General features: G+C 65.6%; 26 protein-coding genes. 14 read left to right on the top strand and 12 right to left on the bottom strand.

The features are described from left to right. Positions 1–116 precede the first annotated feature (116 nt). Complete coding sequence (locus tag J6500_RS17575) at positions 117–1055, top strand: LysR family transcriptional regulator (RefSeq protein ID WP_225713946.1); 939 nt, start codon at positions 117–119, stop codon at positions 1053–1055. A gap of 118 nt (positions 1056–1173) precedes the next feature. Further along, positions 1174–2238 (top strand): alpha/beta fold hydrolase, encoded by a 1065-nt coding sequence (locus J6500_RS17570; protein ID WP_225713945.1) that lies wholly within the window; start codon positions 1174–1176, stop codon positions 2236–2238. Positions 2239–2244: 6 nt separating this feature from the next. On the opposite strand, the gene J6500_RS17565 is transcribed toward J6500_RS17570, so the two are convergent. After that, complete coding sequence (locus J6500_RS17565; protein ID WP_225713944.1) at positions 2245–3258, bottom strand: alpha/beta hydrolase; 1014 nt, start codon at positions 3256–3258, stop codon at positions 2245–2247. Between the two features lie 170 nt (positions 3259–3428). Between J6500_RS17565 and J6500_RS17560 the strand changes: the two genes are divergently transcribed. Next, positions 3429–4301 carry a bifunctional helix-turn-helix transcriptional regulator/GNAT family N-acetyltransferase gene (locus J6500_RS17560; protein WP_225713943.1) on the top strand — a complete coding sequence of 291 codons (873 nt, stop codon included), beginning with the start codon at positions 3429–3431 and terminating at the stop codon, positions 4299–4301. Positions 4302–4363: 62 nt separating this feature from the next. After that, on the top strand, positions 4364–4861 hold the full coding sequence (locus J6500_RS17555) for a peptide deformylase (RefSeq protein WP_225713942.1): 498 nt from the start codon (positions 4364–4366) through the stop codon (positions 4859–4861). Between the two features lie 83 nt (positions 4862–4944). Here the strand turns inward: J6500_RS17555 and J6500_RS17550 are convergent, their stop codons facing one another. Further along, complete coding sequence (locus J6500_RS17550; RefSeq protein ID WP_225713941.1) at positions 4945–5418, bottom strand: VOC family protein; 474 nt, start codon at positions 5416–5418, stop codon at positions 4945–4947. Positions 5419–5948: 530 nt separating this feature from the next. Here J6500_RS17550 and J6500_RS17545 point away from each other — a divergent pair. Further along, on the top strand, positions 5949–6125 hold the full coding sequence (locus J6500_RS17545; protein WP_225713940.1) for a hypothetical protein: 177 nt from the start codon (positions 5949–5951) through the stop codon (positions 6123–6125). A 200-nt stretch (positions 6126–6325) separates the two neighbouring features. Beyond that, positions 6326–8188 (top strand): Vps62-related protein, encoded by a 1863-nt coding sequence (locus J6500_RS17540; RefSeq protein WP_225713939.1) that lies wholly within the window; start codon positions 6326–6328, stop codon positions 8186–8188. Between the two features lie 135 nt (positions 8189–8323). On the opposite strand, the gene J6500_RS17535 is transcribed toward J6500_RS17540, so the two are convergent. Further along, positions 8324–9220, bottom strand: a complete 897-nt coding sequence (locus J6500_RS17535) for a LysR family transcriptional regulator (protein ID WP_225713938.1) — start codon at positions 9218–9220, stop codon at positions 8324–8326. A gap of 278 nt (positions 9221–9498) precedes the next feature. Between J6500_RS17535 and J6500_RS17530 the strand changes: the two genes are divergently transcribed. Next, on the top strand, positions 9499–10233 hold the full coding sequence (locus tag J6500_RS17530) for an SDR family NAD(P)-dependent oxidoreductase (protein ID WP_225714048.1): 735 nt from the start codon (positions 9499–9501) through the stop codon (positions 10231–10233). Between the two features lie 26 nt (positions 10234–10259). Further along, positions 10260–10859, top strand: a complete 600-nt coding sequence (locus J6500_RS17525; protein ID WP_225713937.1) for an NADPH-dependent F420 reductase — start codon at positions 10260–10262, stop codon at positions 10857–10859. 110 nt (positions 10860–10969) lie between these two features. On the opposite strand, the gene J6500_RS17520 is transcribed toward J6500_RS17525, so the two are convergent. Further along, positions 10970–11623, bottom strand: coding sequence for a glutathione S-transferase (locus J6500_RS17520; RefSeq protein ID WP_225714047.1), 654 nt, complete (start codon positions 11621–11623; stop codon positions 10970–10972). 111 nt (positions 11624–11734) lie between these two features. Here J6500_RS17520 and J6500_RS17515 point away from each other — a divergent pair, with 111 nt between their 5' ends. Further along, complete coding sequence (locus J6500_RS17515; protein ID WP_225713936.1) at positions 11735–12298, top strand: TetR/AcrR family transcriptional regulator; 564 nt, start codon at positions 11735–11737, stop codon at positions 12296–12298. 184 nt (positions 12299–12482) lie between these two features. On the opposite strand, the gene J6500_RS17510 is transcribed toward J6500_RS17515, so the two are convergent. Beyond that, positions 12483–12956 (bottom strand): SRPBCC family protein, encoded by a 474-nt coding sequence (locus J6500_RS17510; protein WP_225713935.1) that lies wholly within the window; start codon positions 12954–12956, stop codon positions 12483–12485. Positions 12957–12988: 32 nt separating this feature from the next. Beyond that, positions 12989–13852 (bottom strand): SDR family oxidoreductase, encoded by an 864-nt coding sequence (locus tag J6500_RS17505; protein WP_225713934.1) that lies wholly within the window; start codon positions 13850–13852, stop codon positions 12989–12991. A gap of 106 nt (positions 13853–13958) precedes the next feature. Here J6500_RS17505 and J6500_RS17500 point away from each other — a divergent pair, with 106 nt between their 5' ends. Continuing rightward, positions 13959–14849 (top strand): LysR family transcriptional regulator, encoded by an 891-nt coding sequence (locus J6500_RS17500; protein ID WP_225713933.1) that lies wholly within the window; start codon positions 13959–13961, stop codon positions 14847–14849. Positions 14850–14957: 108 nt separating this feature from the next. Here J6500_RS17500 and guaA read toward each other — a convergent pair whose 3' ends face one another. Then, a complete protein-coding gene (guaA, locus tag J6500_RS17495) occupies positions 14958–16571 on the bottom strand; it encodes a glutamine-hydrolyzing GMP synthase (RefSeq protein ID WP_225713932.1) in 1614 nt (537 codons plus the stop codon). 139 nt (positions 16572–16710) lie between these two features. Between guaA and J6500_RS17490 the strand changes: the two genes are divergently transcribed. Further along, positions 16711–17082 carry a nuclear transport factor 2 family protein gene (locus J6500_RS17490; protein WP_225713931.1) on the top strand — a complete coding sequence of 124 codons (372 nt, stop codon included), beginning with the start codon at positions 16711–16713 and terminating at the stop codon, positions 17080–17082. A gap of 146 nt (positions 17083–17228) precedes the next feature. Then, entirely contained in the window at positions 17229–17561 is a 333-nt protein-coding gene (locus tag J6500_RS17485; protein ID WP_225713930.1) for a DHCW motif cupin fold protein, read from the top strand. A gap of 264 nt (positions 17562–17825) precedes the next feature. Here J6500_RS17485 and J6500_RS17480 read toward each other — a convergent pair whose 3' ends face one another. Then, a complete protein-coding gene (locus tag J6500_RS17480; RefSeq protein WP_225713929.1) occupies positions 17826–18278 on the bottom strand; it encodes a winged helix-turn-helix transcriptional regulator in 453 nt (150 codons plus the stop codon). A 114-nt stretch (positions 18279–18392) separates the two neighbouring features. On the opposite strand from J6500_RS17480, the gene J6500_RS17475 reads away from it, so the two are divergent. Then, positions 18393–19649 carry an MFS transporter gene (locus tag J6500_RS17475; protein WP_225713928.1) on the top strand — a complete coding sequence of 419 codons (1257 nt, stop codon included), beginning with the start codon at positions 18393–18395 and terminating at the stop codon, positions 19647–19649. 31 nt (positions 19650–19680) lie between these two features. Here J6500_RS17475 and J6500_RS17470 read toward each other — a convergent pair whose 3' ends face one another. Then, positions 19681–20979: an RsmB/NOP family class I SAM-dependent RNA methyltransferase gene (locus J6500_RS17470; RefSeq protein WP_225713927.1), complete on the bottom strand. Its 1299-nt coding sequence runs from the start codon at positions 20977–20979 to the stop codon at positions 19681–19683. A gap of 24 nt (positions 20980–21003) precedes the next feature. After that, positions 21004–21426, bottom strand: coding sequence for an MAPEG family protein (locus J6500_RS17465; protein WP_225713926.1), 423 nt, complete (start codon positions 21424–21426; stop codon positions 21004–21006). A 266-nt stretch (positions 21427–21692) separates the two neighbouring features. Between J6500_RS17465 and J6500_RS17460 the strand changes: the two genes are divergently transcribed. Continuing rightward, positions 21693–22532, top strand: coding sequence for a metallophosphoesterase family protein (locus tag J6500_RS17460; protein WP_225713925.1), 840 nt, complete (start codon positions 21693–21695; stop codon positions 22530–22532). A 6-nt stretch (positions 22533–22538) separates the two neighbouring features. Here the strand turns inward: J6500_RS17460 and J6500_RS17455 are convergent, their stop codons facing one another. Next, positions 22539–22826, bottom strand: coding sequence for a hypothetical protein (locus J6500_RS17455; RefSeq protein ID WP_225713924.1), 288 nt, complete (start codon positions 22824–22826; stop codon positions 22539–22541). A gap of 139 nt (positions 22827–22965) precedes the next feature. Further along, positions 22966–23988: an NADPH-dependent curcumin/dihydrocurcumin reductase gene (gene curA, locus J6500_RS17450; protein WP_225713923.1), complete on the bottom strand. Its 1023-nt coding sequence runs from the start codon at positions 23986–23988 to the stop codon at positions 22966–22968. Between the last annotated feature and the right edge of the window lie 10 nt (positions 23989–23998).

Here is a 23998-nt window from a genome sequence, read left to right as displayed (position 1 = left end):
GCGGAGTTGGTTGGCCTGGGGTATTTCGCCGCGGGATCGGCCTGATCTTTCGCCGCGGCACTACGCGGACATTGTCCGGCGCGCATACGCTGCACCGGCCTCGAAGGCGATTGATCTTGTGTCGCGACACCGCCAATGTGACTGCGATGCTCAGCCTGCGCCAGCTTCAGCAATTCCTCGCCGTCGCCGACTCCATGAGTTTCCGGCAGGCCGCCGAGCGCCTCAACATGGCGCAGCCGCCGCTCACCGCGTCGATCCGCCAGATGGAGGACCAACTCGGCGTGCGGCTGTTCGAGCGCACCAACCGGATCAGCGGCCTCACCGCAGCCGGCCAGGTGCTGCGCGACGAAGCCCGGCGCACCATTGCGCAGGCGGAACGAGCCGTCGCGCTGACGCAACGCGCCGCCGCGGGGCTGACCGGCTCGCTGCGGATCGGCTTTGTCGCCACCGCGGTCCGCCACATCGTGCCGAACCTGATCGCCAATTTTCGCGAGACCCATCCCGAAGTGGCGCTCGAGCTGATGGAGGCCCCGACCGCGCGGCAGGCCGCAGCGCTGCTGGACGATCGCCTCGACCTCGGCATCGTCGCGCTGCCGCTTCCCGCCGGCACGGAGCAGCACATCGCGACGCGCACCGTGCTGCGCAGCGAGCTCGTCGCAGCCCTGCCTGCCCGGCACGACTTGGCACGGCAGCCGCAGGCGCCCTTGCCGCTGGCTGCGCTGGCGCGCGAGCCATGGATTCTGTTTCCTGCCAGTGAGGGGCCCGGGCTTCACGACCGGGTGATTCGCGCCTGTGCCGCCGCCGGCTTCGCGCCTCAGGTCGCGCAGCGTGCCGTGCAGATGGAAACCATCGTCGGGCTCGTCGCCGCCGGGCTTGGCGTTGCGCTGGTGCCGGCGTTGTTCAGAACGGCCGGTTGGGAGTCCGTCGTGTTCCGCGGAATCGACGGCGGCGCCTCGCCTGTGCCCTATGAGGTCGCACTGGCCTGGCGGCGCAATGACAGCTCGCCAGCACTGGCGGCACTACTCGCCTCGCGCGATGCCGCGGCTTCCGACTAGCGGGGCCAGGGGAGCGATACGGCGGCTGTATCGCGTCTTGAGGCAATCGGTATTGGATCAACAGCCGATGCCTTCCTAGACTCCGGGAATGTTCAGACAGCGATCGGTTGCAAACCTCATGAAGCATTTCGTCCTGACGCTGGCGGCGCTGGCACCCGGAGCTGGCGAGCCGGCGAACGCCACCGAAGCCGTGGTCTCGCGGCACGACTTTCACGTCACGACCGACGATGGCATGCGTCTATGCGTGCGCGAGCTGCGCGCGCCTGGCGGCCGTCCCCGACAACAGCCGTTGATCCTGATCCACGGTGCGCGCGTGCCTGGCATCGCCAGCTTCGACCTCGCGGTGCCCAATGGCTCGCTCGCCGCAGACCTCGTCGCGCGCACCGGGCGGGCGGTCTACGTGATGGACATCAGGGGCTACGGCTGTTCGCAGCGCCCGCCGGAGCTGGAGCAGCCGGCACATGCCAGCCGTCCTGTCGTGCATGCCCATGAAGCCGCACGCGACATCGCGGCCGTGGTTGCAGCGGCGCGGCAAAGATCGGACAGCGAGAGCGTCGCGCTGCTCGGCTGGGCCACCGGCGGCATGTGGGCCGCCTATTACAGCGCACAACACCCCGAGCGCGTCGCTGATCTGGTGACGCTCAACGCGATCTACGGCGGCTCGGACCGGCATGCCCAGCTTGGGCCGGGCTCGCCCAACAGCGATCCCGCGCATCCCGACCGCATCAACCCTGGCATCGGCGCCTACGCCCGCAACGATGCCAACTCGCTGCTGCCCGGCTGGGACCGGTCGATCCCGATCGCGGACAAGGCGACCTGGCGCGATCCTGCGCTGGTTGCCGCCTATCAGAAGGCTGCGCTCGACAGCGATCCGCAGTCGTTCAGCCACAATCCGCCGGCGTTCCGCGCGCCGATGGGCGCGATCGAGGACAGCTTTTATCAGGCGAGCGGACGGCGCCTGTTCGACGCGTCGTCGATCACGGCGCGGACGCTGGTGGTCCGCTGCGAGCACGATTTCTGGAGCCGGCCCGAGGATGCGGATGCCTTCGCGCACGACGCCGTGCGCGCGGCTGCGCTGCGCGTCGTCACGCTCAAGGGCGCGACGCATTATGTGCATCTCGACCGACCGGAGCGCGGACGTGACGAGCTGCTGCAGGAAGTTGTCTCCTTCCTCGCAAACTGACGCCCGCTACTTTTCCAGCCCCTGCTTCTCGATCCAGTCCTTGACGAGTTTGGCGATGTCGTCCGAGTTGCGGTCCATCATCATCATGTGGGTGTTGCCCTTGATCCCCAGCTTCGGCAGTTCGAACGTATCGACCTTGCCGCCGGCGGCCGCGATCGCCTGGCCCCATCTGGTCGGGTTGACGGCGAGCTTCGCCCACACCGGAACGCGGTCGAGGAAATCGCCCCACACGATCAGATGCGGCACGCCCTTCAGCCTGGCGGCGTCGGCCTTGGTCGGGTCCGGCGCTCCCGACGGCTCGAGCGCGATCAGCGCCTTCACCTTGTCGGGCGCATTGAGCGCGGCGGTGAAGCCGAAATTGCCGCCCTGGCTGTGCACCACGACGATGCACGGGCAGATCTTCTGCACCAGCGCGTCATAGGCTTTCTGCGTCGCCGCATCATTGGTCGCCCAACGCGGGATGCCCTGCTTGGCGAACTGGTCGAACGCCTCGATCGGAAACTGCTCACCCTCGAACGCTTCGCGTTTGCCGCCGACCTCGTAAGCAGGCCCGATCCGGAACAGCTCCCAGGCCTCCTTCTTGGGCCGGAAGAACGGCTCGCTCTTGAAGATTTCCGGATAGCGCGCCCAGGAGGCGCGGCCGCGCTCGACCGCGTCGGAGACGTAGACGTCGTAGCCGGCGTTGAGGAAGAATTGCTGCCAGCCCGGCTTGCCGTCGGGCTTGGTCTCCCAGGTCACGCCGGAGAGGCCGCCACCGTGCCACAGCAGCAGCGGCAGCTTCGACTTCGGATTCGCCTGCTTGACGAACTGCACATACATCTGCTCGACCTCGAATTCGCCGTTCGGATCGACCTTGATCGGCGGCGCGCCAGGCGAGAACACGATCTCTTTCGAAGGCAGTCCATTCAGCGTCTCGGTGTGGCCGCCGATATGGAAGCTGCCGACCTCCTTGACCAGGTAATCGGCGGCGGCCGGCGTTGCCGCCACAACGGCCGCCAGAGCAAATGCGATGCTGCGCATGAAGTGTTTCCCCCATATCGATGCTTGTTGTGGGCGGCATTGTCATGCCGTGCACCAACCCAGTCAATTTTCGCAGGCCCGGGAGCAATCCGGCAAAAAATCATGACTGAAACGTCCGCGGCTCTGCTGTTGGCTTGACCAGCAGACAATATCTGACTAAAGTCAGATATATGCTCGATCCTGTTTCCCGCGTCCGCCGCTTCAACCGTGCCGTGACCTCCGCCGTCGGCGCGCTCGACACCTCGTTCCTCGGCCGCGGCCGGCCGCTTGGCGCAGCGCGCGTGCTGAATGCGATCGGGCACGGCCGCGCCGATGTCGGCGACATCAGGGATTATCTCGGGCTCGATTCCGGCCTGATGAGCCGTCTGTTGCGGACCCTGGAAGACGAAGGGCTGATCGAAACGACGGTGCATGGCGGCGACGCGCGCCGCCGCATCGCCCGCCTGACGGCGGCCGGCCGGCGCGAGTTCAACGCCTATGAGGCGCTCTCCAACCAACAGGCCAGGGATTTTCTCGCCCGCAACGCGCAGCGCGACGCCCTGCTGGCGGCGATGGACATGATTGCCTCGGCGCTGGGGCGCGAGAGCACCGCATTGACCGAGATGGACCCACGGAGCGACGAGGCGCGCTATTGCCTCGGCGAATATTACGCCGAGCTGGCGCGGCGCTTCAAACAGGGTTTTGACGTCAAGCTGTCGCGCGACCCCGACGCCAAGGACATGGTGCGTCCGCGCGGCAGCTTCATCGTGGCGATGTCGGACGGCCTGCCGGTCGGCTGTGTCGGGCTGAAAGGCAGCGGCAGCGAATTGGCGGAGATCAAGCGGCTGTGGGTCGCACCCAGCGCGCGCGGCCTCGGCCTCGGCCGCCGCCTGATCGACGCTGCCGAGAGCGCTGCGCGCGAGCTTGGCATCGCGGTGCTGCGGCTCGACACCAACAGCGCGCTGGCGGAAGCCGGCCAACTCTACCGCAAGAGCGGCTGGACCGAGATCCCGCGCTTCAACGACGACCCCTACCCCGATCTGTTCTTCGAGAAGCGCCTCTGAGCCGCGCGCCGCTTCCGCATCGGCGTGTTGTCGGGCGCGATGCGCTGGCCTAAGACACCGGGATGACCATCCGCCCCATCGTCCGCTATCCCGATCCGCGGCTTGCGCTCCCGGCGGAGGCCGTGGCCGTGTTCGACGACGCGCTGCGCGAGCTGGCGCAGGACCTGCTCGAGACCATGCACGCCGCCCCCGGCATCGGGATCACCGCCCCGCATATCGGCGTTGCCCTGCGCGTCGTGGTGCTCGACCTCGGCGCCGGCGAAGGACCGTGGACCTATGTCAATCCGGAGATCATCCGGACCTCGCCCGAGATGATCATGCACAAGGAAGGCAGCGTCTCGATGCCGGGCGTCACCGACGACGTCGAGCGCCACGCGGGCGTCCGCATCCGCTATCAGGACCTCGACGGCAACATGCAGACCGAGGACTCCGACGGCCTGCGCGCGGTGTGCCACCAGCACGAGATCGATCAGCTCGACGGTATGTTCTGGATCAGGCGGCTGTCACGCCTGAAACGCGAGCGGCTGATCAAGCGGTTCGAGAAACTCTCGCGAGGCTAGCTCCGCAGCCCGCATGAGCGCAGCGACATGCGGGATAGGCCGCGCGCCTTGCCGGCAATGTCATAGGTGCCTCTTGGACGTCCTCATCCCGCGGCCGCCCGCTCGATCGCGGCGATGTCGATCTTCGTCATCGTCAGCATCGCTTCCATCGCGCGCCGACCGGCGGCGCGATCGGGGCCGTTGACCAGATCGAGCAGCCGCCGCGGCGTGATCTGCCAGGCGAAGCCCCAGCGGTCGCGGCACCAGCCGCACGGCGCTTCCTGGCCGCCATTGCCGGTGACCGCGTTCCAGTAACGATCGGTCTCCTCCTGACTGTCGGTCAGCACCATGAAGCTCACCGCCTCGTTCGGCCTGTAGTTCGATCCGCCATTCAGCCCGACGAAACGCCGCCCCAGCACCGTGAACTCGACCGTCAGCTCATCGCCCTGCCCGATGCCCGGGATCGGCGACACATGGCCGGCATCGACATGGCTGTCGGGAAAGGTCGTCGCATAAAACTCCGCCGCTTCGCGGGCGCGGCCCTGATCGAACCACAGACATGTGACGAGGTCGGTCATCGCGGTCTCCTTGTTGTGGGCGCAGAGTGATTTGTGAAGCGCAAGTCGACATCATCAGCACGTCTCGGCGACAATAGTTTGGCGGTTCGTGTCCTCGCGCGCATGGCGATGCGCGGCGCCTCCGACCCGTCACGGTTGGTTTGCTCAACTTGCTCGGTGTCCTCGCCCGGCTTGCCGCTTCCCGCTAAAGCTCCGGCGTGCCCGAGATCGCAAGCCTCGTCAAAGCCTTGGCGCAGACGGGAGCGGGCGATCCAGCGTTCCAGAAACAGTCGTTACTGAAACCGATAGGCCGCGGCGTACTGAATTGCCCGGTCCATGTGCGCGATTGCGCGCGCCGGGCGATGACAGCGGCGTGTTGGAGTGGTCGTTCCGCTGCAATGATGGGCGCTCGCGCATTCCTCGCGCCGGCATGATCCTCACCAGATGCCCGGCACCAGCCTGTAACGGGTTCGCCCGGCACAGTCGACATAGCCGGGTAGCTCGGCCTTGAGCAGATCATCTTCGGAATATGCCGAATATGTCAAAGATCCATGATCCAGCAGCAGAACCGTCGGCTCGATGCGATGGCCCACCAGTTCAATGCCGCGACCAGGATCACCGCGTCCAGGGACGTGAGCGCGCGTCTTGCGGAGATGGCGGATTTCTGCCGGATCGTGCGCGGCGCGATGGACGACGGCATCAGCCGCTGGAAACGGAACCGGTCGTGAGAGGGACAGCGAAAGCGTGGCCCGCATGAGCGAAGCCGCATGCGGGACCCGGCAGAATGCGGTCGCGCCCAGAGTATCGCGGAAATCAACTAAATCACCGCGACATGCAACCTGCGATAGTACACTTTTAGTTGAGTGGCTTTTGTCGGAATAAATCGGCTGTATGGCGCCCATACTTTGCATTTATGGGGAGCGGTCCGATGGCTTGGGGTTCTCTGGCAGAGATTGTCGCGATGTTCGCGCCGAAGGCGTTCCTGGACTCGCAGGAAGTGAACTTCCCCTCATCGACCAACGACTTCTGCGCCCAGGTCGGGTATCAGGTCGATGGCGGATCGTACTATCCGCCGCCGTGGCAATGGAGCGACATCAAGACGTTCGGGCCGCAGGATTTCCTGTCGGTCCCGCCCACGGTGCCCCCCACCTTCGTGGGCGGCAATCTGTCCGAGGCGACGGCCTATGTCCACGTCAAGGCCGTGCAGGGCCAGGCCAATCTGGTCGATATCCAGTACTGGCTGTTCTACAATTTCAATGGCGCGGAGACGCTGCGGGTCGAAGCGCCCCTGGTCACACCGGGCGAGATGCCGTTGCCGCAATCCTACCATTGGGGCGACTGGGAATGCGTCACCGTTCGGGTGAACAGCAGCCTGCAGGTCGTGGCGGTCTGCTTTTCCCAGCATTCCACCGAGCAGTGGTGCCTGCCGAGCGAGGTGACGTTCACCGGTTCCAATCCCCACACCTACGTGTCGAGGGGATCGCATGCCAACCGCCCGGCGCCAGGTGGGCCGTTCTGGATCAAGGCCATCGACGTTAGCTTCGCGACGTTTGGCCCTGTCGATTACGCCGACGGCGCCGGGCAGGTCGTGGAGTACTGGAATTCGTTCGTCATCGTCGCCAACGATGCCACGGAGTACTTCCCCGACCAGCCGGCCGATCCCGGCTGGCTGAAGTTTCAGGGCAGATGGGGCCAGTCATTGTCCACGCCGCTCACCCCTAAGCAGATCGTGGAGGCGATCCTGCTGGCGGCGGGCAAGGTGCCGCTGATGACTCCGTTCACCATCGTGCTCGGGACCATCGCGGGATCGACAACCCTGGCCCTCGAATTCGTCGGCGTTATCGACCTCTCGAACGACGGTCCGACCAACCCGCCCACCAAGGGCCTGTGGCAGAACGCGCTGCCGCTCGAGCCGCCGCTGTCGAGCAAGTTCGCTCCGGCGCTGGCATCGTTCGAACAGAGCGGGGACGCGATCGAGCTGTCGCTGGTGTTCGTCGTCAACGACAGCAGCAACGAGATCTGCGCTGCGTCCACCGCCGACGCGGTGGATTGGACCACAGCGACCGAGGTCAAGCAGACCAGCCGGGCTGCGCCGTGCCTGGTGCCGTTCAACGGCGGCCTGTGCCTCGCGTTCATCTCCAACGACGGCGACCACCGGATCCTGACCTGCCTGTCGACCGACGGCCAGAACTGGGCAGGCAATTATCACACCGGCCAGACCAGCCCGGCGAGGCCCGGTTTGGCCGTGTTCGACAGCAAATTGTGGGTGGCGTTCATCTCCAACGACAGCAGCGACCGGCTGCTGATCTGCTCATCACAGGACGGCAAGAGCTGGTCGGGCAACGCGCAGGTCACCGGGCAAACGACCTCGACCGGACCGGCGCTGGCCTCGTTCAACGGAAAACTCTGGGTCGCGTTCGTTGCGAACAACAGCAGCAATCAGTTGCTGCTGTGCGCAACGTCCGACGGCAAGGTCTGGGGCGCCAACTCGCAAGTCCCATCGGCCGCGAGCCCGCAGCAACCGGCGCTGGCCGTCTTCAACGACAGGCTCTGGCTGGCGTTCGTCGACAACGACAACGATGTCTGGATCACCTCGTCCAGCGACGGCCTGCTGTGGAGCATCAAACCGAAGCCCACGGGCTTGCCGAGCTTCGCAGCCCCTGCCCTGACCGTGTTCGACGAGACGCTGTATCTCGGGTGCATCGACAGCTCAAACCGGATCACGCTGTATTCCTCGCCCGACGGTGCGAAATGGTCGAAGGGATCGGTGATATTCCCGCCTACGGTTTGAGCGGCTGCGTGAGGCGACTTTTTGCGGGGACAGCACGTAGCCCGCATGAGCGGAGCGACATGCCGGACCAGTTGTGATGCGCGGACAGGCCGGCCCCGGATATCGCTTCGCTCATCCGGCTACGCTTTTTGCTCATCAGTCGCGCGATACGGACAGGCCCGCGAGCAGCGGCGCGTACGCGGCGAGCCTGCGGGACACGAACTCGGTGAAGAGCCGCACGCGCTTCGTCTTGCGTGTCTCGCCCTGTGTCAGAAACCAGAGCGTTCCGTACATGTGCAGGTCGGTGCCCGGCACCCGCACCAGCAGGGGGTCGGCATCTCCGACGAAGCACGGCAGTGTCGTGATCCCGAGCCCCTGTCGCACGGCAACGAGCTGCGTCTCGGCGTCCACCGTCCTGAATGGCACGCCCGTGGTGCGAACCTCACCTTCGCGGGCCCAATCCGGAACTCCATGAATGCTGATGACGATCCATCGGATCGGATCAGGCGCGCCCGCACGCCACGCGGCTAATCGATCGCGGGACATATAGACGCCGCCGAATACGTCCGGTCCCTTCAGGCCGTGAAGATTGAGCGGCAGCGTCTTGCGGTCGTAGACGACGCGGATCGCAACATCGGCCTCCCGGTTGGTCAGATTTGCCAGCTCGCCCGACGACAGGATTTCCATCTCGATGTCCGGATGCAGACGCGCAAAACCGGCGAAGTCCGGCATCAGCAGGTGGGTCGCAAGCGGCGGCGCCAGCGTCACCCGCAGCAGCCCGCGCACGCTCTGATCGCGCCCGAAGACGCGCGTCTGCAGCTGATGCGACGACGCTTCCATCTGGTCCGCGAGCTCGAGGACCTCCTCCCCCGCAGCCGTCAGACGGTAGCCGGAAGGCAGCTTCTCGAACATGTGCGCCCCGAGCCGGTCCTCCAGCTGGCCGACGCGTCGCAGCACGGTCGAATGGTTCACGCCGAGGCGCTCGGCGGCGGCCCGCACCGAGCCTCCGCGCGCGACGGCAAGAAAATAGCGAACGTCATCCCAGTCGATCATGGTGCAATCCCGCACCGCAGGGGTGCGTCCTTCAAAGCCCCTGTCCAGCACATCGAACGGCATGTGGGGAGCACGTTGCAATCATCCTAGCTCCGACCGGTTCGATTTCGCACCACCGATGTGCGCGCTTCCGCACTGAACGCCTGACCTCGGCGCAGCTACTTCGAGGCTCAGGTTCTCGGGGGCCCTCCCCGGACGGATCGAAGATCGAGCCCGAAGGAAGCGTCATGCCGCACATCGGAATCGAGACGCTGTCGGACACGACGAAAGGAGAAATCATGGGAAAGCTTGAGGGTAAAGTTGCAGTCATCACGGGCGGATCGAGCGGCATGGCGCTGGCGAGCGCCAGGCGCTTCGTTGAAGAAGGCGCCTATGTTTTCGTCACCGGCCGAAGGCAGCAGGCGCTCGACGAGGCTGTCAGGCTGATCGGCCGGAACGTGACCGGCGTGCGCGGCGATGCGGCCAATCTCGACGACCTCGACCGCCTGTTCGACACGGTCAGGCGCGACAAGGGCAAGATCGACGTGCTGTACGCGAGCGCCGGCACCGGCGAAGCCGTCCCGCTGAGTGAGATCACGGAGCAGCATTTCGATGCGGCCTTCGGCCTGAATACGCGCGGCACGCTGTTTACGGTGCAGAAGGCGTTGCCGCTGTTCAACGACGGCGGATCGATCTTCATGACCGGGTCGGTGGCTTCGGTGAAAGGCTTTCCCGGTTACGGCGTGTACGCGGCGAGCAAGGCGGCGCTGCGCGCATTCGCACGCACCTGGCTCAACGAACTGAAGGGCCGGAACATCCGGGTGAACGTGCTGAGCCCGGGGCCGATCGCCACACCGATGCAGGACCAGGTTCTCACCGAGGACGCGAAGCGGATGTTCGAATCCCTGATCCCGAGGGGAAAGATGGGTCGCCCTGAGGAAATTGCGGCGGCCGCGCTGTTCCTTGCTTCGGATGATTCGAGCTTCGTGAACGGGGTCGAGTTGTCCGTCGACGGCGGCTTCTCGGCGATCTGAATATCAATGCGGATCGGAGAAACATCATGAGCTACGCGATTGTCGGGTTCGGTAAAATAGGCCAGGCCCTCGCCCGGGCCTTCGCCCGCAACAACATCAAGGTGGCCGTCGCGAGCCGCCGGCCGGCCGAGGCGTTGGCGCCGCAGGCTGGGGCGATTGGACCTGCGGTCGTCGCCGCGTCGTTGCGGGAATCGCTCGAAGCCGACACAATCATCCTGGCAGTCCGGTTCGAGGACCATCGTGAGGTTGCGAAGGCCCTGCCGAGCTGGAAGGGCAAGACGATCATCGACGCGATGAACACGTTGGCCCCGCCCGAGGAACTGGACGGTCTGCCATCCTCCGCTTTCGTCGCGAAGGCGTTCGCCGGCGCCAAGCTCGTGAAGGCCTTCAATCACCTGATTGCGGCTACCCTGGCCGCCGATCCGATCGTCGAAGGCGGCCACCGGGTCGTCTTTCTGTCTGGTGACGATGAGGAGGCGATCGCTCCGGTGGCGGCCCTGGCCAAACAACTCGGATTCGCACCCGTCAAGCTGGGAAAACTCAACGAGGGCGGCGCGCTGGTGCACGGACGCGGCGGCGTTTGGGGCCAGCTCATCTTCCAGGACCTGTTCAAGAAGGAGCAGTAATCGCCTAGCAAGTAGCCCGGATATCGCTATGCTCATCCGGGCTACGCTACCGACCTTGCCGATCTGCTCTCACGTCCGTCTCACGGGAGCGGTATCCGCAAACAACGGTCTCAAGACGCCTCGATCGCCTCGGACATCGTGATCCTGTTCTTGACGCTGGGACGCTCCTGCATCCTTGCATACCATGCCAAGAGAGCCTCGCACTCCGTCGGCACCGGCACCTTGACGAGTCCCGCGAAGATCAAGCCACCTATGAGGGTGATATCGGCCATCGTGAATGCGTCGCCGGCGACGAACGCCTGTCTTTTCAGAATGCCGTCAAAGTAGTGCATCCCCCTGAGGGCCTTGTCGCGCTGACGGAATCCCCACTCGGGATTCTGATAGATCTCGACGTGAGGCCCAAGACCCGGCGTGGCGTGATGGAAATAGACGCTGATGGCATCGAGCAGCTCCAGCTCGGCGCGCCTGCTCATCATGTGGATCACGCCCTTTTCGCGCGGCGTCCTGCCGGTCAGCGTCGGCGCGCCGTCGAGCGCGTCAAGGTACTCCGTGATGGCCGTGCACTCGGCAATGAACGTCCCGTCGTCGAGCTCGAGCACCGGCAGGGTGCCGGAGTAGTTCTTGGCGATGAATTCGGGCCGCTTGTGCTCGCCCTTGTAGAGATCGACCACGACGAACTCAACTTGTGACCGCAGGTTCTTCTCGGCCAGGGCGATGCGAACGCGGGCCGGATATGGGCCAGTCGGCCAATCGTAAACCTTCATCATGACTCCTGTGTCTACCTGTCACTTGGTAGGCTCCATATGGAGCCTTCACATCGAGGCGGTCAACGCCTATCTATCACTTGGTAGATAACGAAGCAGTGAGGCGATGAGGTGAGTTCAAGCTCTCGGGAGGCGATCCTTGCGGCGGCAAAGCGGACCGCGCAGGCGCGCGGCTATGTCGGCTTGAATTTCCGCGATCTCGCCGACGAAGTCGGGATCAAGGCGGCCAGCATATATCACCATTTCCCGAGCAAGGCCGACCTCGGCGTGGCCGTCGCGCGGCGCTACTGGGAGGACACTGCTGTCCAGCTCGACGCGATGCTGGCGGAAACGGCTGATCCTGTCCGCTGCCTGCGCCGATATCCCGAGGTGTTTCGCAAGGCGCTCGAGAGCAACAATCGTATGTGCCTCTGCAGCTTCATGTCCGCGGAAATTGACCACCTGCCGGACGCCGTGAAGAAGGAGGTCCAGACCTTTGCCGATGTCAACGTGGCATGGCTGAGCAAGCTGCTGGTGGCTGCCGGCCTGGTCAGTTCGAGAAAGAGCGAGCAGCGGGCCCGCGCCATCTTCGCCGCCGTCGCCGGCGCGCAGCTCATCGCCAGAAGCCGCGCCGATGTTTCGCTCTACGACTCGATGATCGACAACTACCGCGCCGCGGGTCTTTTGCCGGCATAGATCGCCCGAGTGTCAGACAGCCGTAGCCCGCATGAGCGGGAGCGACATGCGGGACCAGTTGCGATGCGCAGCCAGACCGGCCCCGGATATCGCTTCGCTCATCCGGGCTACGCTCGCTCCGTCGGTCGCCCGCCATCTGCGGCGCGCGGATGCATGGAGCAGCCCGGCGCCGTGGATGGTCGTTTCACAGCGAGCCGCTGGCGAGCAGTTCGCGGGTGCGCTTCAGGGTGGAGAGCAGCGCGGCTTTATAGCCCTCATCGCTGTCGAATTGGGCTTGTTCCGCCGCCTCTTCGGGGCCGCCGGGCGCTTTATCGCGCAGGCCGAGATAGCAGTAGAAGCGCAGTTGCAACTCGCCCGCCTCGTCCTCGATCAATTCGTTGATGATGGCGCCCTCGCGCGGGCCGGTCGCCTGGAAGAAGGTGATCTTGCGGCCGGGCTCGAGCACAATGATCTCGCGCAGGTCCTTGCCGCCGATCGTGGCCTCGCGAACGAAGTGCGTAGCGCTCTCCTCGGTGACGTCGCAGCGGGTGCAAAGGCCCGGCGGCAGGAAGAGGCGGGCGTCGCGGGCCTTGAGTTCAAGGCCTTTCCATACCTGATCCGGTGTGAGCTTGCTCTCCCCTTGCGGGTTCACCGGCACGGTTGCGGTCGAGTAGATCATGACGTTGCTCCTTGTCCGATCGATCTTCGGGATCAGCCGACGAGTTCGGCCACATGATCGCGATAGGTGTGCAGCGGCCGGCCAAGCAGCTTGGTCAGGCGCTCGACATCGCCCGCTTCGGGAACCATGCCGTCCGTCTGGAAGCGGCCGGCCATCTGGCGCATGTCATAGGCCATCCAGCTCGGCATGACCTGGCGCAGGTTCTGCTCGAAGCCATCCAGATCGTTGCCGGGGAAGGCGATGGTGCGGCCCAGCACCTCCGACCAGATGACGGCCGCATCGGCGCCGGTCAGCGTATCCGGGCCGACCAGATTGATGCGGGTGAGCGGCAGCGGATCGGGCGATTGCTCGCGGCGGATCAGCTCGACCGCGGCGATCTCGCCGATGTCGCGCGCGTCGATCATGGCCAGTCCCTTGTCGCCGATCGGCATCGGGTAGATGCCATAGCCGGTCACCACGTCCTTGATGGTCACCTCATTGTCCATGAAATAGGCCGGGCGCAGGATGGTGGCGTGCATGCCCATCGCCTCGATCATCCGCTCGACGCCGAACTTGCCGGCGAAGTGGGGCACGTTGGCGTAGACGTCGCTGTGGATCACCGACAGATAGACGATCCGCTCGACGCCTGCGTCGCGGGCCACATTCAGCGCGATCAGCGCCTGGGTGAATTCGTCGGCGACGACTCCGTTGAGCAGGAACAGGGTGGAGACGCCTTTCATGGCGGAGCGCACCGAGTCCACGTCGAGCAAATCGCCCTGCGCGAGCTCGACGCGGACCGGCAGGTTGGCGGTCTCGGTATTGCGGACCAGCGCGCGCACGTCGGCACCGCGGCGGACGAGTTGATCGACGACCTTGCGGCCGACATTGCCGGTGGCGCCAGTTACGAGAATGGTCATGAGGGTCACTCCTTGGGTTGAGCCGGTTGGCTTCCCGAAATCTAGCGATCCACATTCTCGCAAATAGCCGCTATATCTGGACGCATCGTCTCACGAGTGGAACGCCATGGACTTGCTCGCGCTTGCCGATTTCACTCTGGTAGCCCGCCACGGCGGCTTCGGTAAGGCCGCGCGCGCCGCCGGACGGCCCAAGGCAACGCTCTCGCGTCGCGTCGCGGAACTGGAGGCACGCCTCGACCTGCGCCTGTTCGAGCGTGGCGCGCGCGACCTCAAGCTGACCGAAGAAGGGCGAGCGCTGTTCGAACGCGCCGGGCAGCTCCTGACCGAGATCGAGGAAACGGCGGCGGCGATCGCTTCGGGGGGTGAGCGTCCACGCGGGCGGCTGCGGATCAGCGCACCGCTCCTGTTCGGCCAGACCGCGATGGGCAAGCTCGCCGCCGACTTCGCGCGGCGCTTTCCCGACGTCCGGCTCGAAGTGACGACCGAGGATCGCGCAGTCGACATGATCGAGGAAGGCTTCGACCTCGTGATCCGGGTCAATCCCGATCCAGACGAAAGCTTGGTCGGACGGGCGTTCCTGCACGACCGCCTGGTGGTCGTCGCCGCCCCGAGCCTTGCAATGCCTTCGGAGGGCGCGGCTGCTCCGGCGGTCGTTCGCGCGCCCGGCGACCGGGCGGCATGGCGGGTGAAGACGGCCGCGGGACCTGCGGAGATCGCGATCGCGCCGGTGCTGAGCCTGTCCTCGCTCATCATGATCCGGGATGCCGTGCGCGGCGGCGTGGGCGCGGCGCGGCTACCGATCTCGCTGGTGAGCCATGACCTCGCAGACGGCGCGCTCGTCTGCTGGGGCGATGTCGACGCCCCGGACATCGCGCTGTGGACGCTCTACCCCAGCCGGCGGCTGCTGAGCGCGCGCGTCTCGGCCTTCCTTGATCATCTGAAGCGAGCCTTTCCGAACGGCACACCCGACGAGTTGGCGGTTTTCATCGGACGGTGAGGGCCATCTCGGCCCAACAACACGCAGATCATCAAGTCCCAAAGCGCCAGTCGATTGCGGGCAATCGGAAAGTCGAAACCGCAATTCCTACGTTGCCGGAACTACGCCCTACTCCCACTCAATCGTCCCTGGCGGCTTGCTGGTCACGTCGTACACCACCCTATTCACGCCCTTCACCTCGTTGATGATGCGTGTCGCGGTCTCGCCTAAGAATTTCATGTCGAACTGGTAGAAGTCCGCGGTCATGCCGTCGGTCGAGGTGACGGCGCGGAGGCCGACGACGTATTCGTAAGTGCGGCCGTCGCCCATCACGCCGACGGTTTTCACCGGCAGCAGCACCGCAAACGCCTGCCAGATTTCGTCGTAGAGGCCATGCTTGCGAATCTGGTCGATGTAGACGGCATCCGCGTTGCGGAGGATGTCGAGCTTCTCGCGGGTGATATCGCCGGGGCAGCGGATGGCGAGGCCCGGGCCAGGGAACGGGTGACGGCCGACGAACGCTTCCGGCAGGCCGAGCTCGCGGCCGAGCACGCGGACCTCGTCCTTGAACAGTTCGCGCAGCGGCTCGACCAGCTTCATGTTCATGCGCGCAGGCAGGCCGCCGACATTGTGGTGCGACTTGATGGTGACCGACGGGCCGCCGGTAAAGGAGACGCTCTCGATCACGTCGGGATAGAGCGTGCCCTGTGCCAGAAATTCCGCCGGTCCTTCTCCTTTATTTGCGATCTTCTTTGCCTCCGCCTCGAACACGTCGATGAAGAGCCGGCCGATGGTCTTGCGCTTGGCCTCGGGATCGGTGACGCCCTCGAGCTCGCCCAGAAACTCTTTCGATGCGTCGACGTGGACCAGCGGGATGTTGTAGTGGTTGCGGAACAGGTCGACGACGGTTTTGGCCTCGTCGAGCCGCAACAGGCCGTGATCGACGAACACGCAGGTGAGCTGGTCGCCGATCGCCTCGTGGATCAGCACCGCCGCGACGGCGGAATCGACACCGCCGGAGAGGCCGCAGATCACCTTGCCCTTGCCGACCTGGGCGCGGATCTTGTCGATCGCCTCCTCGCGGAACGCGCGCATGGTCCAGTCGCCCGTGAGGCCGGCGATCTTGCGGACGAAGTTGCGGATCAGTTTGGCGCCGTCGGGCGTGTGTACCACCTCGGGGTGGAACATCAGGCCGTAATATTTGCGCTTCTCGTCCTGGATGATCGCGAACGGCGCATTCGGCGAGGTGCCGGCCACCGTGAAGCCGGGCGGCATCTTGGTGATGCGGTCGCCATGGCTCATCCACACCTGGTGCTTTTCGCCAAAGTCCCAGACGCCGTCGAACAGTGCGCTGCTCGTCTTCACCTCGACATCGGCGCGGCCGAACTCGCGGTGGTGGCCGCCCTCGACCTCGCCGCCGAGCTGGGCGGCCAGCGTCATCTGGCCATAGCAGATGCCGAGCACCGGCACGCCGGACTCGAAGATCAATTGCGGGGCGCGCGGCGAGCCGGTCTCGTGGACCGATTCCGGGCCGCCGGAGAGGATCACCGCCTTCGGTCTCATCTCGTTGAAGGCGGCCTCCGCCTTCTGGAACGGCACGATCTCGGAATAGACGCCCATCTCGCGGACGCGGCGGGCGATCAGTTGCGTCACCTGGCTGCCGAAATCGACAATCAGAATCTTGTCATGCGCCGAGGCCACCGAAGGCGTCGACTGTTCGCGGGCTGTTTGCTGGGCTGTCATGGCAAGCAAATACGCCGCTCCGCCCGCCCCCGCAACCGCAGCCGCCCACGCGCCCACATTCTTCTTTGGGCATGGACAAACCCGTATATGTCAGTATTATTGACCTAATTTGGCCAAGAAGGATCGTGGGAGGAAAATCATGCCGGATCATTTCGAACCACCGCAACTGGCGGCGCTCGGCCGCGACTGGATCGCGGCCTGGAACTCGCGCGACCTCGAGCGAGTGCTGGCGCTGTATGCCGAAGACGCCGAGATGACCTCGGACCGGATTCCGGCGCTCGGCTTCGGGGAGTCAGGCACGGTGCGCGGCAAGGATGCGCTGCGCGCCTATTGGGGCACCGCGCTGGCGAAACTGCCCGGGCTGCATTTCGAGCTGATCGAGCTGTTCGTCAGCCCTGACAGCGTGGTGGTGTTTTATCGGAACGAGCGCGGCAAGCGGATCTGCGAGTATCTGCGGCTGGATGCGGCCGGAAAGATCAGGCAGGGCTCGGCGAACCATGCGGTGGAGTGAGGCTCGCCGTCATTGCGAGTTTAGCTCCGGCCCAAGGGCGACCCGCGCTTCGCAAGCGTGCCCACCTTCACGAGCATGTCACTTGATGGTGGGCACGTCGCTTGCGCTGCTTTGACACCCTAAGCATTTGCAATCGGACTTCCTCCATGAAAATCCCCACCCTGCCTTTCACCGTCACCGACTGGAGCCAGCTCGCGCCCACGGTGCATCCGGGCGTGACCGGCCAGGCATTGTGGCGCACGCTCGAGACCGGCGATCTCAGGGTGCGGATGGTGGAGTATTCGCCGGGCTATCTCGCCGATCACTGGTGCGACCGCGGCCATGTGCTGTTCGTCGTGCAGGGCGAGCTCGAGACCGAGCTGTGCGACGGACGGAAGTTCACGCTGAAGCCGGGGATGAGCTACCAGGTCTCGGATTTCGGCGATGCCGCACATCGTTCGTCAACGACGACGGGCGCGACGCTGTTCATTGTGGATTGAGGCTGTTCGGTGCCGGCGACCCTGCGAGACGCGCGTTCCCGCCCCTCAGCGTGACGGAGGTGCGTAGCCCTCTCCACGCGTCGTCCCGGCGAAGGCCGGGACCCATTACCACAGGGTTGTGTTGTTGAAGAATGCTGTGTCCCAGCGTCGCGTAACCATGACCTCCGGTGGTTATGGGTCCCGGCCTTCGCCGGGACGACACCGCATGCTTGGCGCCGCTCGTGAGTCAAATATTCGCATTCTCCGTGGGTGACGGTCAAACAGTTACCGTTTGCGCGATCCGACCTTCTTTACCCTGGTATCCGACCAGTTGAGCGGCCGCCCCGCCTTCGACGGCAGCACCAATTGCCCGACCCGCTCGCCCTGCGCATCGACCAGCACCGAATGCGGCTCGCCGCGCGCGAAGAGATTCGCCTCGCCCCATTGCCGCAGGCTGACGACGACGGGAAACAGCGCGCGTCCCCGCTTCGTCAGCACGTATTCCTGATAGGCGCTGCCGTCTGAGGCGGCGACCTGCTCGAGCACGCCGAGCTCAACCAGCTTGCGCAAGCGCGCGGTCAGCATGCCCTTGGCGATGCCGAGATTTTGCTGGAAATCGCCGAACCGGCGCAGGCCGTCGAAGGCGTCGCGCACGATCAGCAGCGACCACCAGTCGCCGATCGCATCCAGCGCGCGCGCCACCGGGCAGTCGGCCCTGGCAAAACCGGTCCGCTTCATCGCCGCGTTCCCTTCCCGATCACGATTTCGAACTGGTCCTAAAATAGGACTAGACAGATCGCGATGCAACTGGTCTCATTATGAGACTAGATTGAATGTGCAGCGGAGACCGTCATGACGAAACAGGATGCAGCGACCGCCGGACGCGCGGCCTCAGGCGAAACGCCGGCACGCGGGCTTTCATCGGCAACCGCGCTGTTGTTCGCGGTCGCCTGCGGGCTCAGCGTCGCCAACATCTATTTCGCGCAGCCGCTGCTCGATGCGATGGCGCAAGATCTCGGCATCGCGCCCGCCGCCGTCGGCATCGTGGTGACGCTGACCCAAGTCGGATACGCCGTCGGGCTGATGCTGATCGTGCCGCTCGGCGACCTCTGGGACCGCCGCCGCCTCGTCGTCGGCCAGACCGTGCTGTCGGCCGCGGCGCTCGGGATCGTCGGCACGGCGTCGAGCGCGGCCATGTTGCTGGCCGGCATGGTGCTGGTCGGGCTGCTCGCCGTCGTGGTGCAGGTGCTGGTCGCCTATGCCGCGACGCTGGCGGCGCCGAGCGAGCGCGGCCGCGCCATCGGCACGGTCACCAGCGGCGTCGTCACCGGCATCCTGCTGGCGCGGTTCGTCTCCGGCACGCTGGCCGACATCGGCGGCTGGCGCACCGTCTATCTGGTATCGTCGGGGCTGATGCTGGTGATGGCGGCGCTGCTCGCGCGCGCGCTGCCGCGGCATCAGCCGGCGCCGATGGCCGGATCGTCCTACCTGGGTCTGCTGCGCTCGACGGCCGAGCTGTTCGTGCAGGAGCCGATCCTGCGCGAGCGCGCTTTGTTCGCGCTCCTGATCTTCGCCAATTTGAACGTGTTCTGGACCTCGATCGTGCTGCCGCTGACAACGCCGCCGCTGTCGCTCTCGCACACCGCGGTCGGACTGCTCGGCATCGCCGGCGTCGCAGGGGCGCTCGCGGCGCGCAACACCGGCCGGCTGGCGGATCGCGGCTGGGCGCAGCGCACCACCGGCCTGTCGCTGCTCCTGATGCTCGCGGCCTGGGCGCCGATCGCCTGCCTGCATCAGTCGCTGTGGCTGCTGCTCGCCGGCGTGCTGATGCTGGATTTTTCGCTGCAAGCGGTGCATGTCACCAACCAGAGCCTGATCGTCGCGGCGCGGCCGGACGCGTCGAGCCGGCTGATCGGCGGCTACATGGTGTTCTATTCGATCGGCAGCGCGCTCGGCGCGATCTCCTCGACGGTGGTGTATGCGATGGCGGGCTGGACCGGCGTCTGCATGCTCGGCGCCGCGATCAGCGCGGCGGCGCTGCTGGTGTGGATCATCACGGTGAGCCGGGCGCAGGTGCCGGCGGGTGCATGCTTGATGCCGGCACCGTAGCAAGCTGCTTATCCGTCATGCGGCGAAAGCGTCACGCCTTCTTCAGCACCGAGACGAAGAACCCATCCGTGCCCGTTCGTCGCGGGGTCATCAGCCAGCCCTCTTCCGACCGCAGTGCCGCCGCGGCAAAATCCTCAGCCTTGTCCCACAGCACGCTCGCCGTCTGCTCCGGCGGCTGCACCGAGAATTCCGGATGCTGCGCGACGAATGCCCTCACCTGATCGCCGTTCTCCTCTGATAGCACCGAGCAGGTGATGTAGGCGATCCGGCCGCCCGGCTTCACCAGTGGCGCGGCGCGCGCCAGCACTTCGGCCTGGTCCTTCAGCCGCACCTCGAGCGCGCCGGGGCGCATTCGCCATTTGGCATCGGGGTTGCGGCGCCAGGTGCCGGTGCCGGTGCAGGGCGCGTCGATCAGCACGAGGTCGGCCGAGGCCTTGATGTCGGACAGCACGTCCGCCTCGCCGCGCGGCGTACGCACCTCGCAATTGTGCACGCCGGCGCGCGACAGCCGCTCATGGATCGGCGCGAGCTGGCGCTTGTCGTGGTCGGTCGCAATCAGCCGGCCCTTGCCGCCCATCTGGACCGCCAGCGCCAGCGTCTTGCCGCCGGCACCGGCACAGAGGTCGATCACCTGCTCGCCGGGTTTTGCGGCTGCCAGGAGCGCGGCGAGTTGCGAGCCCTCGTCCTGCACCTCGATCGCGCCCTTAATGAAATCCTCCTCGGAATGGATGCCGGGATTGCGGGCGTCGGCGCCGAGCTCGATGCGCAGGCCAAGCGGCGACCAAGGCGTTTCCTTGGCGCCGAGATGCGCCAGCCGCGGCAGGATCTTCTCGCGCTTGCCCTTCAGCGTGTTGACCCGCAGATCGAGCGGCGCGCGGCTCGCCATCGCGGTCGCCTCCGCGGCGCGATCATCGCCGAACACCTTGGCGAGGTACGGATCGAGCCATTCCGGATAGTCGCCCGCGACATGCGCCGGCGCTTCGGCGAGCGAGCGCGAGGTCAACGCGGCCTCCTCCGCCGCGGTCAGCGGCTCCGGCGCGAAGCGGCTGCCGTCGCACAGCGCGGCGATGGTGGCGGCGTCCATGCCGCGCTCCAGGGCGAGCATGCCGAGCACGCGGGCGCGGGGGCTGTCGCCGTCCATCAGATACGCCGCGGAGGATTGCCGGCGCAGCACGTCCCAGATCAGGCCCGAGATCGCGGCGCGGTCGCCGGAGCCGGCATAGCGATGCGCGGTGCCCCATTCCTTCAGCGCCTTGGCGGCAGGAATGCGCTGTGCATCGATGGTGGCGATCAGCTCGATCGCGGCGGAAAGCCGGGCGGCGGGAGTCATTGATCTCTTTCGGTTCGAGGCGCGTCAGATCACCAGCAGGATCCGGAGCGCGAAATACAGCCACATCACGAGGACGACCACCGCGCCGGCAAACCAGGCCAGCGAACGCGGTCGCACGTCGTTGGAGGTGACGAAGATGCCGGCATGGGCGAAGCGCGTGATCACGAACACCCAGGACAGCAGTACGATGACCAGATCGGCATGGCGCAGCGGCAGCGCAATGGCAATCAGAATGTAGAACAGGACCGGAATTTCGAACTGGTTGGCGAAGCAGTTGCCGAACTGGGTGGCCTGGACCGGCCAGTTCGGCTGGCGCAGCGCGATGTCGCGCATCTTGGTCTCACCGCTGGTGAGCGCCCTTGTGCGCGTCGCCGCCATGCCGAACAGAAGGGCGAAGGTGAGCCCAATCTGAATGAAGACAGGCAGCAAAACCATTTGAACAGACATCAGAACCTCCCTCAGCCCACGGAGCCCTGACGCCCTCTTAGCTGCCGCCCCGGTCGCTGACAATGAAGCGCCCGCGGCAGCCGCCTGAACCGGCATCTGAACCCGGATCACCAACTCCCGGGAATGACGGCGGTTTCAGCGCTCGCGCAAGGCGGGGTTCGAACAGGACTTCAAACAATGCATCAAACAGAGCAGCGAATAAGTCGTTGAAATCGTCATCGTTCCGACTTCGCGCCGACCTATCGTGTCGGCGAAAGGATCGCCGCATGTCCCAGTTTCGCCTGACCCAGATCTCCGACACCCACCTCGCTCGCCGCTTCAACCTGCTCATCGACAACTTCCACTGCGTCAGCGAGCACATCGATGCGACGCGGCCCGATCTCGTGCTCAACAGCGGCGACGTCTCGTTCGACGGGCCGACCAGCCGCGACGATCTGGCGTTCGCGCGGGACCTCCACGCCGCGCTGCCGGTCGAGTGCCGCTATCTGCCGGGCAACCACGACATCGGCGACAATCCGACCGCGGTCGGCCCGGTGCCGACGCAGCTGCCGACCGAAGACACGTGCAACGCCTTTACCGCTGTGTACGGCGAGGACCGTTGGCAGTTCGACGCCGCCGGCTGGTGCTTCATCGGCCTCAACTCGCTGATCATGAACACTGGCCTCGATCGCGAGGCCGCGCAGTTCGACTGGCTCGCGACACAACTCGGCAAGGCGGCCGGCAAACCGGTCGCGCTGTTCCTGCACAAGCCGCTTTTTCTCGACCTGCCCTCCGATCCGGAGCAGGCGGAAACATCATTCCGCTACGTGCCGCAGCCGGCGCGGCAGCGCCTGATCGAGATGTTCGGCAAGGTCGATCTGCGCCTCGTCGGCAGCGGCCACGTGCACCAGCGCCGCGATTACACGTTCGGCCATGTCAGGCAAATCTGGGCGCCCTCGGCCGGCTTCATCATCTCCGACGCACGCCAGCAGCGGATCGGCATCAAGGAGACGGGCCTCGTCGAATACCGTTTTCAACCGGACAGTTTCGAGGTGCGCCACGTCCGGGCCAGGGGCCAGACCGATGTCGACCTCGACGTGCTGCTCGGCAAGGAGGCGGCGGCCTGAACCGATTCAGATCTGTGCGGCGTCCTTCAGGTCGCGCTTGATGACGGCGAGCAGCGCCTGCAGCGAGTCCTGGTCGGACGGCTGCGCGGCAGGGACCGGCCGCGCGGGAGGCAGCGGCCGCCTGGGAACGGCTCGGGTGGCAAGCGGCCGGACCGGGCGAGCCGGCTCGGCATCGGGCTCGTCCTCGACGAAATGGCCGTGCAACACATCATCGCGGCGGCCCATGGCGAACATCGTCGCCCAATAGCCAACGGCCAGCAGGATGACCCCTAAAACAATCAGCTCAAAGATCATGGCTACACCTGAAATATGGCCATATTGATTCAATTCCGCCGGGCCCCGGTCAAGCAAATGGGGGCAAGACTGCCCCCAAAGCCTGATATAGTGGCGCTTTTGATACGTTTTTGCGCGGAATGGGGCTTAAAAGCCTCGCTCAGGCCTTGTCCGGCCCGACCCGGACCAGTTGCTTGCCGAAATTGGCGCCCTTCAGCAGGCCCATGAAGGCCTCCGGCGCGCTGTCCAGCCCCTCGGTCACGAACTCCTTGTACTTGACCTTGCCCTCGCGCACCCACTGCGACATGTCGCGGAGGAAGTCGCCATGCATCGCGGCGAAGTCGCTGACGATGAAGCCGCGGAAGGTCAGCCGCTTGGTCAGGATGTTGCGCATCATCGCACCGGCCCATTTCGGCGCATGCGCCTCGGTGTCGTTGTAATGCGCGATCAGGCCGCACACCGGGATGCGCGCGAATGCGTTGAGCAGCGGAAACACCGCCTCGAACACCGCGCCGCCGACATTCTCGAAATAGACGTCGATGCCCTTCGGGCAGGCTTCCTTCAGCTTCGCGGCGAGGTTGGGATCGCGGTGGTCGAGGCACTCGTCGAAGCCGAGCTCGTTCTTCACGTAAGCGCATTTGTCCTTGCCGCCGGCAATGCCGATGGCGCGCGCGCCCTTGATCTTGGCGATCTGTCCGACCGCCGATCCGACCGCGCCGGAGGCAGCCGCCACCACCACGGTCTCGCCCGCCTGCGGCTTGCCGATCTCGAGCAGCCCGGTATAGGCGGTCATGCCGGGCATACCGAGCACACCCACGGCAGTCGAGATCGGCGCGAGCTTCGGATCGATCTTGGCAAGGCCCTTGCCGTCGGATAGCGCATGGGTCTGCCAGCCCGCGCGCGACAGCACGATATCGCCCTTGGCAAAGCCCGGATTGTTCGACGCGATCACCTCGCTCACCGTGCCGCCCTCCATCACGCCGCCGACCGGCACCGGTGCGGCATAGGACGGACCGTCGCTCATGCGGCCGCGCATATAGGGATCGAGCGACAGCCAGATCGTGCGCAGCAGCACCTCGCCCGCGCCTGGCGTCGGCGGCGTGTAGTCCTCGAGCCTGAAATTGGCGGGCGTGGGCTCGCCGTGCGGACGTGAGGCGAGGACGATGCGTCTTGCCTGGGACATGGTATTTTCC

It is taken from the genome of Bradyrhizobium semiaridum, assembly GCF_020329505.1.
Lineage (GTDB): Bacteria > Pseudomonadota > Alphaproteobacteria > Rhizobiales > Xanthobacteraceae > Bradyrhizobium > Bradyrhizobium semiaridum.
The sequence above is the reverse complement of the archived record's forward strand: the minus strand, read 5'-3'. Positions and strand labels throughout refer to the sequence as shown.

Coding starts and splice junctions, on each gene's coding strand:
- J6500_RS17570 (WP_225713945.1), top strand. CDS start 1,174: ATGAAGCATTTCGTCCTGACGCTGGCGGCGCTGGCACCCGGAGCTGGC.
- J6500_RS17565 (WP_225713944.1), bottom strand. CDS start 3,258: ATGCGCAGCATCGCATTTGCTCTGGCGGCCGTTGTGGCGGCAACGCCG.
- J6500_RS17560 (WP_225713943.1), top strand. CDS start 3,429: ATGCTCGATCCTGTTTCCCGCGTCCGCCGCTTCAACCGTGCCGTGACC.
- J6500_RS17555 (WP_225713942.1), top strand. CDS start 4,364: ATGACCATCCGCCCCATCGTCCGCTATCCCGATCCGCGGCTTGCGCTC.
- J6500_RS17550 (WP_225713941.1), bottom strand. CDS start 5,418: ATGACCGACCTCGTCACATGTCTGTGGTTCGATCAGGGCCGCGCCCGC.
- J6500_RS17545 (WP_225713940.1), top strand. CDS start 5,949: ATGATCCAGCAGCAGAACCGTCGGCTCGATGCGATGGCCCACCAGTTC.
- J6500_RS17540 (WP_225713939.1), top strand. CDS start 6,326: ATGGCTTGGGGTTCTCTGGCAGAGATTGTCGCGATGTTCGCGCCGAAG.
- J6500_RS17535 (WP_225713938.1), bottom strand. CDS start 9,220: ATGATCGACTGGGATGACGTTCGCTATTTTCTTGCCGTCGCGCGCGGA.
- J6500_RS17530 (WP_225714048.1), top strand. CDS start 9,499: ATGGGAAAGCTTGAGGGTAAAGTTGCAGTCATCACGGGCGGATCGAGC.
- J6500_RS17525 (WP_225713937.1), top strand. CDS start 10,260: ATGAGCTACGCGATTGTCGGGTTCGGTAAAATAGGCCAGGCCCTCGCC.
- J6500_RS17520 (WP_225714047.1), bottom strand. CDS start 11,623: ATGAAGGTTTACGATTGGCCGACTGGCCCATATCCGGCCCGCGTTCGC.
- J6500_RS17510 (WP_225713935.1), bottom strand. CDS start 12,956: ATGATCTACTCGACCGCAACCGTGCCGGTGAACCCGCAAGGGGAGAGC.
- J6500_RS17505 (WP_225713934.1), bottom strand. CDS start 13,852: ATGACCATTCTCGTAACTGGCGCCACCGGCAATGTCGGCCGCAAGGTC.
- J6500_RS17500 (WP_225713933.1), top strand. CDS start 13,959: ATGGACTTGCTCGCGCTTGCCGATTTCACTCTGGTAGCCCGCCACGGC.
- guaA (WP_225713932.1), bottom strand. CDS start 16,571: ATGACAGCCCAGCAAACAGCCCGCGAACAGTCGACGCCTTCGGTGGCC.
- J6500_RS17490 (WP_225713931.1), top strand. CDS start 16,711: ATGCCGGATCATTTCGAACCACCGCAACTGGCGGCGCTCGGCCGCGAC.
- J6500_RS17485 (WP_225713930.1), top strand. CDS start 17,229: ATGAAAATCCCCACCCTGCCTTTCACCGTCACCGACTGGAGCCAGCTC.
- J6500_RS17480 (WP_225713929.1), bottom strand. CDS start 18,278: ATGAAGCGGACCGGTTTTGCCAGGGCCGACTGCCCGGTGGCGCGCGCG.
- J6500_RS17475 (WP_225713928.1), top strand. CDS start 18,393: ATGACGAAACAGGATGCAGCGACCGCCGGACGCGCGGCCTCAGGCGAA.
- J6500_RS17470 (WP_225713927.1), bottom strand. CDS start 20,979: ATGACTCCCGCCGCCCGGCTTTCCGCCGCGATCGAGCTGATCGCCACC.
- J6500_RS17465 (WP_225713926.1), bottom strand. CDS start 21,426: ATGTCTGTTCAAATGGTTTTGCTGCCTGTCTTCATTCAGATTGGGCTC.
- J6500_RS17460 (WP_225713925.1), top strand. CDS start 21,693: ATGTCCCAGTTTCGCCTGACCCAGATCTCCGACACCCACCTCGCTCGC.
- J6500_RS17455 (WP_225713924.1), bottom strand. CDS start 22,826: ATGATCTTTGAGCTGATTGTTTTAGGGGTCATCCTGCTGGCCGTTGGC.
- curA (WP_225713923.1), bottom strand. CDS start 23,988: ATGTCCCAGGCAAGACGCATCGTCCTCGCCTCACGTCCGCACGGCGAG.